The organism is Catenovulum agarivorans YM01 (assembly GCF_000281085.1).
GTDB lineage: Bacteria > Pseudomonadota > Gammaproteobacteria > Enterobacterales > Alteromonadaceae > Catenovulum > Catenovulum agarivorans.
The window spans coordinates 1-1,410 of sequence record NZ_AJWM01000124.1 but is presented as its reverse complement, the minus strand read 5'-3'; the positions used below and the strand labels follow the sequence as shown (position 1 = coordinate 1,410).

Annotated in this window: 1 protein-coding gene and 1 pseudogene; both read left to right on the top strand. The window is 41.3% G+C overall.

Annotated elements, in window-relative coordinates; translation table 11 throughout:
* Positions 1-538: hypothetical protein (locus WSC_RS0102600; protein WP_016954347.1), on the top strand; the 538-nt coding region annotated here is incomplete at its 5' end.
* Positions 539-540: 2 nt separating this feature from the next.
* Positions 541-1,380: pseudogene (locus tag WSC_RS0102595) on the top strand (IS3 family transposase); the annotation flags it as partial.
* Positions 1,381-1,410: the final 30 nt, after the last annotated feature.

The following is a 1,410-nucleotide window of genomic DNA, read 5'->3' as shown; positions in this document are numbered from 1 at the left end:
CCCAATAGTTGGACTATCCAATTACTGGGGGTCTTTTATGTCTAAATATCATCGAGCTTTTAAGTTAAAGCTTGCACAGTTGGCGCAAGAGAGTTCATCTAGAGTGCTAGGGAAGCAGTTCCAGATTAACTCGCGCCTCATACGGTACTGGTCTCAAACCTACAAAATTCATGGCCTTGAGAGCTTTCTTCACAGTGGTTATCCTTATTCGGCCGAATTTAAGCTTCGAGCATTAAAAACAATGGAGGCCAACGATTGGTCTCTCAGTTATACAAGTGCTTTCTTCGATTTATCAACTCCTGGTATTTTATTTCAGTGGCAGAAGCACTATGCTCGTGATGGTATATCCCGTCTTAAACCTCAGAAAAACCGTAGGCCATCAATGTCAAATAAAACTTCAACACCAAAACTTCCAGAGCAGATGACTGATGAAGAGTTACGAGAAGAATTAGCCTACTTACGCGCAGAGAATGATGTACTAAAAAAGTTCGAAGCCTTGGCTCAAGCGAGAAAGAAAAAAGTAAAGACAAAGCGCTAGTTGTCGAAGAGTTCAAGGCGAAACATAGCTTAAAGCACCTCTTAAAAGCGACTGGGCTACCAAAGAGTGTGTACTATTATCACCGGAAAAGATGCAATCAACCCTCTGCTGACCGCGAGGCGTTGGATATGATAAGTAGCATCTACCACAAACATAAAGGTCGATATGGTTATCGTAGGATTACGAGCGCCCTACGAACAATGGGGGTGACTATCAACCATAAACGCGTTCAGCGCCTCATGAATGAACTGGGCCTTAAGTCCAAGGTAAGACCTAAACGCTATAAATCTTATCGAGGTGAAGTCGGGGAAATCGCTGAGAACATCTTGAATCGAGAATTCTCTGCAGAGCAGCCAAACGAAAAATGGGTAACGGATGTGACAGAATTTAAGGTCGAAGGTGAAAAAGTGTATTTATCTCCTATGATTGACTTGTTTAATCAGGAAGTGGTGAGTTATGAGGTAAGAAAAACGGTAACCTTGCCCTTGGTGACAGACATGCTGAAAGCAGCTACAGCCAAGTTAAAACAAGGGGAAAAGCCCATCATACATTCAGACCAAGGATGGCAATATCAAAATAAACAGTACCAACGACTCCTTGAAGAGAAAGGATTAAAACAGAGTATGTCGAGAAAAGGAAACTGCTTGGATAATGCTGTCGCAGAAAATTTTTTCGGTATGCTAAAAAGTGAAATGTTCCATAACGAAACGTTTAAAAATGCGGACGAGTTGATTACGAACATCAAAGAATATATTGATTATTACAACAATGAACGAATTAAGCTGAAACTAAAAGGCCTGAGTCCGATACAATATCGAAATCAGGCCTTGGTTGCCGCTTAGAAATGAGTCCAACTTTATGGGGTCACTTCA